Origin of the sequence: Mycobacterium sp. (genome assembly GCF_032162605.1) — a bacterium.
Classification (GTDB): Bacteria; Actinomycetota; Actinomycetes; order Mycobacteriales; family Mycobacteriaceae; genus Mycobacterium.
Genome location: NZ_JAVROT010000226.1, coordinates 1 through 5,585, shown reverse-complemented (window position 1 = coordinate 5,585; position 5,585 = coordinate 1). Strand labels below are relative to the sequence as shown.

General features: G+C 66.6%; 5 protein-coding genes and 1 pseudogene. 5 read left to right on the top strand and 1 reads right to left on the bottom strand.

What is annotated here, in order from left to right:
- The 3 genes and pseudogenes from QOI01_RS13925 to QOI01_RS13915 form a co-directional block, all read left to right on the top strand.
- A pseudogene (locus QOI01_RS13925) lies at positions 1–167 on the top strand (LeuD/DmdB family oxidoreductase small subunit); the annotation flags it as partial.
- A 73-nt stretch (positions 168–240) separates the two neighbouring features.
- Positions 241–780 carry a hypothetical protein gene (locus QOI01_RS13920; RefSeq protein WP_526381811.1) on the top strand — a complete coding sequence of 180 codons (540 nt, stop codon included), beginning with the start codon at positions 241–243 and terminating at the stop codon, positions 778–780.
- A gap of 150 nt (positions 781–930) precedes the next feature.
- On the top strand, positions 931–1,476 hold the full coding sequence (locus QOI01_RS13915) for a YbhB/YbcL family Raf kinase inhibitor-like protein (RefSeq protein ID WP_526381809.1): 546 nt from the start codon (positions 931–933) through the stop codon (positions 1,474–1,476).
- Here QOI01_RS13915 and QOI01_RS13910 read toward each other — a convergent pair.
- Complete coding sequence (locus tag QOI01_RS13910) at positions 1,473–3,515, bottom strand: NAD(+) synthase (RefSeq protein ID WP_526381807.1); 2,043 nt, start codon at positions 3,513–3,515, stop codon at positions 1,473–1,475. The genes QOI01_RS13915 and QOI01_RS13910 overlap by 4 nt on opposite strands.
- 202 nt (positions 3,516–3,717) lie before the next feature.
- On the opposite strand from QOI01_RS13910, the gene QOI01_RS13905 reads away from it, so the two are divergent.
- Positions 3,718–4,962 (top strand): aminotransferase class III-fold pyridoxal phosphate-dependent enzyme, encoded by a 1,245-nt coding sequence (locus QOI01_RS13905; RefSeq protein ID WP_526381805.1) that lies wholly within the window; start codon positions 3,718–3,720, stop codon positions 4,960–4,962.
- A 381-nt stretch (positions 4,963–5,343) separates the two neighbouring features.
- Positions 5,344–5,585 (top strand): amino acid permease (locus tag QOI01_RS13900; protein ID WP_526381803.1); only part of this gene is annotated, 242 nt, incomplete at its 3' end.

Here is a 5,585-nt window from a genome sequence, read left to right as displayed (position 1 = left end):
CCGGCGCATCTGGCTCGCTACCCCGGCTACCCGACCTGATCCTCGACATCATCACCGAGGGCGGAGTCATGCCACGGCTGGCCGCGCAGGGTTACCTGCCCGCCGAACTGGGCGAGATATTGCGGTCCAGCACGGTGGCGATGCGCGGAGCCGGGAGCGGCGCCTGATGTCTAAGCCCGAACAGATCGCCATCCGCGGCGTGATGGACGTCGTGGTGCCGCTCGACCCAAGTGCCGGCGCATGACGTCACGGGCACTTGACGATGCGTTGGTCCGTCACGGCATCACGCACTGCCGCGTCCTGCTGCATGGAGACGTCGTGTATACCGCAGGGCCCCGAGATGTTCCATTGGCGGTCAACTCCGTGCGCAAGTCCGTCATCAGTGCGCTGTTCGCCGTCGACCGTCTGCTCGCGCAGCCGCTGGGTTTTCGCGACTGGGATCCACTTGCACACAGTCGCCTCCGCTACGGCAGCGACCCGTTGGGCGCAACCACGAGGTATCCCAATTACGCCATGGCGCTGTCCCCGCGAGACCTCGCCGCATTCGGGCAGCTGTACCTCGACGGCGGCGAATGGCAAGGCCAGCAGATCACTCCGGTCGAATGCGTTCGGCGATGCACCCGGCCGCTGGTGGCCGCGGGCCTGCCAGACCGTTCGGACACTATGGGTATCTCTGGTGGGTCCACGGTGAGGACGACAGCTCGTCGCTCCCGGCGGGCAGCTTCTCCGCGCTGGGACTCGGCGGGCAAGCACATTCCGTCATCCCATCCCACGGCCTAGTCATCGTCGCCATGTCCGACAACAGGAAGGGCGGTAACTACCGGATGGCCATCCCCGACGCGGTCGTGAATGCCGTATTGGAACTGGACATGATTGTGAGCCTGGAATCGTGACCGAACCATGAGACCTGCTCGGGGTGACCATCCGCCCATGATGACGGCGATCGGCAGGCTGTTGCGCCGGCTGCGCGCCGACCCGGGACGCAGCCCCCTTGAAGGCCATCAGTTGGATGCCCCGACCACCATCGTGGTCACCAGTTCGGCATTCCCCGAAGGTGGCCCCATCCCCCGCCGCCACGCTGGCGGGGGCGTCGGCGACGATGTGTCCCCCGAACTGCGCTGGACCGCGGTCCCCGACGGGGCCGCCGCGCTGGTCTTGCTCCTGGACGACGTCGACGTGCCACTGCTCAGGCCGCTGTTCCACAGCGTCGCCGTGCTGGAGGCGGGCACCGAAGGGATGGGCGAGGGCGAGTTCGTCGGGGGCACACCGGGAGTCCGCGTCGTGCCGACGATGCTGAGCAAGAACGGCTACTCGGGGCCCCGGCCGATACCCGGCCACGGTCCCCATCGCTACCGGTTCCACGTACTAGCCCTGGACCGGCTGGTGCCCGCCGACGCGACGTCGGTGAAGAAGGTGCTCGGCGCCGCGTCGGGACACGTGCTGGCGCGCACCCTGACCGGAACCTATGAGCGCTAGGCCTCCGGGACCTCGCGGTCGATCTCGTCGAGCCACACTCGCGCCGACATGTCCGACGGCGCACGCCAGTCCCCTCGGGGCGATAGCGCACCGCCCGAGGACACCTTCGGTCCGTTGGGTAGCGCCGAACGCTTGAACTGGCTGAAGGAATAGAAGCGCTGCACGAAGACCTGCAGCCACTGCCGAATCTGCTTGAGCGAATACGCCGGTCGCTTGTCCAGCGGGTAGCCCGTTGGCCAGGCTCCGCGCTGAGCATCGCTCCAGGCATGCCACGCGAGGAAGGCGACCTTCGAGGGGCCGAATCCGTAGCGCAGTACCTGGTAGAGCGAAAAGTCCTGCAGGACGTACGGTCCCACCCTGGCCTCGCTGCTCTGGATCTCCTCGTCCTCGCCGGTGGGCACCAGCTCCGGGGTGATCTCGGTCTCGAGCACCGACTGCAACACGGTGTTGACGTCGTCACCGAACTGGCCGGATGAGATCACCCAGCGGATCAAGTGCTGGATCAGCGTCTTGGGTACGCCGCCGTTCACGTTGTAGTGCGACATCTGGTCACCGACACCGTAGGTCGACCAGCCGAGCGCCAGCTCGGACAGGTCGCCGGTGCCGAGCACGATGCCGCCGCGCTGATTCGCCAACCGGAACAGGTAGTCGGTGCGCAAACCTGCCTGCACGTTCTCGAACGTGACGTCGTAGACCTTCTCGCCGCGCGCGAACGGGTGATCCATCTCGGTGAGCATCAATGTTGCGGTGTCGCGGATGTCGATCTCGGCGAACGTCACGCCGAGAGTCTTGCCGAGCGCGATGGCATTGCCCTTGGTTCGGTCGCCGGTGGCGAAACCGGGCAGAGTGAATGCCAGGATGTCGCTGCGCGGACGCCCCTCCCGATCCATGGCGCGCGCCGCGACGATCAGCGCATGGGTCGAGTCGAGGCCACCCGACACCCCGATCACGACCTTCGGGTAGTTCAGCGCCCGCAGCCGTTGCTCGAGGCCGGAGACCTGGATGTTGTAGGCCTCGTAGCAATCCTGTTGGAGCCGTTCCGGATCCGCCGGGACGAACGGGAACCGCTCGATCGCGCGGCGCAGCCCGATGTCACCCTTCGGCGGGTCGACGGCGAACTCCACGCGGCGGAAGCGGTCGGTGAGGTCGCGGTGGTGGCGCCGGTTGTCGTCGAAGGTGCCCATGCGCAGGCGTTCGGCACGCAGCAGCTCGGTGTCCACGTCGGCCACCGACTTGCGTTCACCCTTCGGGAACCGCTCGGATTCGGCGAGCAGTACACCGTTCTCGTAGATCATCGTCTGACCGTCCCAGGCCAGGTCCGTGGTCGACTCGCCTTCGCCGGCGGCGGCGTAGACGTACGCGGCCAGGCACCGCGACGAGGCCGAGCGCGCCAACAGCTTTCGGTCGTCGGCCCTGCCGATCGTGATGGGGCTGCCGGACAGGTTCGCCAGCACGGTGGCTCCCGCGAGGGCGGCCTCGGCACTGGGGGGTATCGGTACCCACATGTCCTCGCAGATCTCGACGTGCAGGACGAAGCCGGGCAGGTCGGTCGCGGTGAACAGGAGATCCGCTCCGAACGGCACGTCCCTGGCGCCGAGGCGGATCACGCCGCCCTGGTCGTCGCCCGGCGCCACCTGCCGTCGCTCGTAGAACTCTCGATAGGTCGGCAGGTAGGACTTGGGGGCGACCCCGAGCACCGTCCCGCGATGAATCACGACCGCGGTGTTGTAGATCCGATTCCGATGGCGCAGGGGGGCGCCGACGACCAGAACGGGAAGCAGCTCCGTGGACGCGGCCACGATCTCGTCGACGGCCCCCTCGACGGCGTCGAGAAGGGTGTCCTGCAGCAGGATGTCCTCGATCGAGTACCCGGACAGTGTCAGCTCGGGAAACACCGCCAGCGCGACGCCCTCGTCATGACATTCGCGTGCCAGCCGCAGCGCCGATTCGGCGTTCCCCCAGGGGTCGGCCAACGTCGTGTGATGGGTGCACGCGGCCACCCGCACGAAGTCGTGTCGGTAGGCGGAATAGAAGTCCACGACCCAATTGTCGCAAAGCACGCGGCGAAGCAGGCCGATTGATGGTCTCGACGACGTCTCGGTAGACGTATTCACTCGCATTCAAGGGCATTCACAACCCGCTCGTTGTGAATGTGGGCGTAACAGGTGTTTCCCAGGCGAGCAGCGGTGGCCAATCATGCCAACAGGCCGAAACCTGCCCCATCCGAACAAGGAGCGAGACGTGACCTCAGTTGCCGCGGTCCAGAGCGCCGACGTTGACCTGACCCGACGCGCCGCCAGGGTCGTGCCCGGCGGGATGTACGGGCATCAAGCGATCCGCAACATGTCTGAGGCCTATCCACAGTTCTTCAGGGCCGGCGATGGCGCGCTGATCACCGACGTCGACGGCACCGAGTACGTCGACCTCATGTCCAGCTGGGGCCCGATCGTCCTTGGCCATCGCGATCCCGTCGTCAACGAGGCGGTGCGCGCTCAAATGGAGCTGGGTGACTGCCTCGACGGGCCAGGGCCGGTGCTGGTGGACCTCGCCGAGACTCTGGTCGATGCGATCAGCGACGCCGACTGGATTCTGTTCGGCAAGAACGGAACCGACGCCACCACCGCGTGCCTGACGATCGCCCGGGCTCATACGTCGCGGTCGGTGGTCCTGGTGGCGCGCGGCGTCTATCACGGGGCGGCGCCGTGGTGCACCCCCGTGCCAGCGGGAACGCTCGCCAGCGACCGGGCCGCAATGGGCTACTTCGACTACAACGACCCCGATGACTTCGACCGTGCCGTCGAGGCGGCCGGCGGCGATCTCGCCGGCGTCATGCTGACGCCTTTCCGGCATGTCGAGGGTGAAGACCAGGAGCTCGTCGACGTCGAGTTCGCCCGGCACGTCCGGCGACGTTGCGACGAACTGGACGCGTTGCTGATCGTCGACGACGTCCGTTGCGGGTTCCGACTCGCGCACGGGGGCAGTTGGGAACCGATCGGGGTGCGCACCGACCTGAGCGCCTGGAGCAAGGCAATCGCGAACGGCTATCCACTCGCTGCGGTGACCGGCCTCGAGTCGTTGCGTGACGCGGCGTCAACGGTGTTCCTCACCGGATCCTTCTGGATGAACGCGACACCCATGGCCGCGGCGCTCGCCACGATCCGCCGCCTCGGCGACATCGACGGAGTGTCGTTGATGCAACGTGCCGGCTCACGACTGCGGGCGGGCATCCTGGCGCAGGCTGCCGACAACCGGCTCACCATCGCCTACACGGGCCCCGACGTCATGCCGTACGTAACCTTCGCGGGGGACGATGACCGTCTGCGGATGACGTGCTTCGCCGAGGCTGCACTGGCTTCCGGCGTCTATCTGCATCCCAAGCACAACTGGTTCATGTCCTGCGCGATGGACGACGCCGTCATCGACCGGGCGCTCCGCGGCACCGAAGTCGCATTCGCCGCAGTGCGCAAACACTTCGGCCCCAACTGACCCGACCGGCGCCACCCGACCTCGACAACCCTCATGACGCGACAATGGCGTCCTTCGGCTAGAAGCAGGAACTCAAGCGGACACTGCGCCTCTTCTCGCTGTTCGCGATCTCGTTCTCCATCGTCTCCATCTCCACCGGAATCTTCCTGAACTACGGATTCGCCATCAATCAGTTTGGCAGCGCGTCGATTTGGACGTGGCCGATCGCCGCAGCCGGTCAAATCGTCATGGCGCTGCTGATCGCGGAGTTGAGCACCAAGATCCCCTGGCGGGCTACGCGTACCAGTGGGGCGCACGGCTGGTCGGGTCCACCTACGGCTGGTACACGGGCTTCTTCGGCCTGCTGTACATGAGCATCACGGGCGGGGCGCCACCCCACTGTTGTTCGAGGCACTGGGCATCAGCCCGCCGGACGGGGTACTGGTTGGCGTCGCGATCGCGATCCTGCTGTTCACGGTGCTGATCAACATCGTCGGCGTCCAGTTGGCGGCGCGGGTCAACAACACCGCGGTGATCGCCGAGATCATCGGGACCGTGCTCCTGGCCGTCACCGTGGTGGTTGCGTTCGGGCTGTACACAGGCGATGACGGCGGCTCGGTCGCCAACCTCACCAACAGCACGGG

What these genes read in the sequence shown, in the direction of transcription:
- QOI01_RS13920 (WP_526381811.1), top strand. Translation starts at nt 241, where the DNA reads ATGACGTCACGGGCACTTGACGATGCGTTGGTCCGTCACGGCATCACG.
- QOI01_RS13915 (WP_526381809.1), top strand. Translation starts at nt 931, where the DNA reads ATGATGACGGCGATCGGCAGGCTGTTGCGCCGGCTGCGCGCCGACCCG.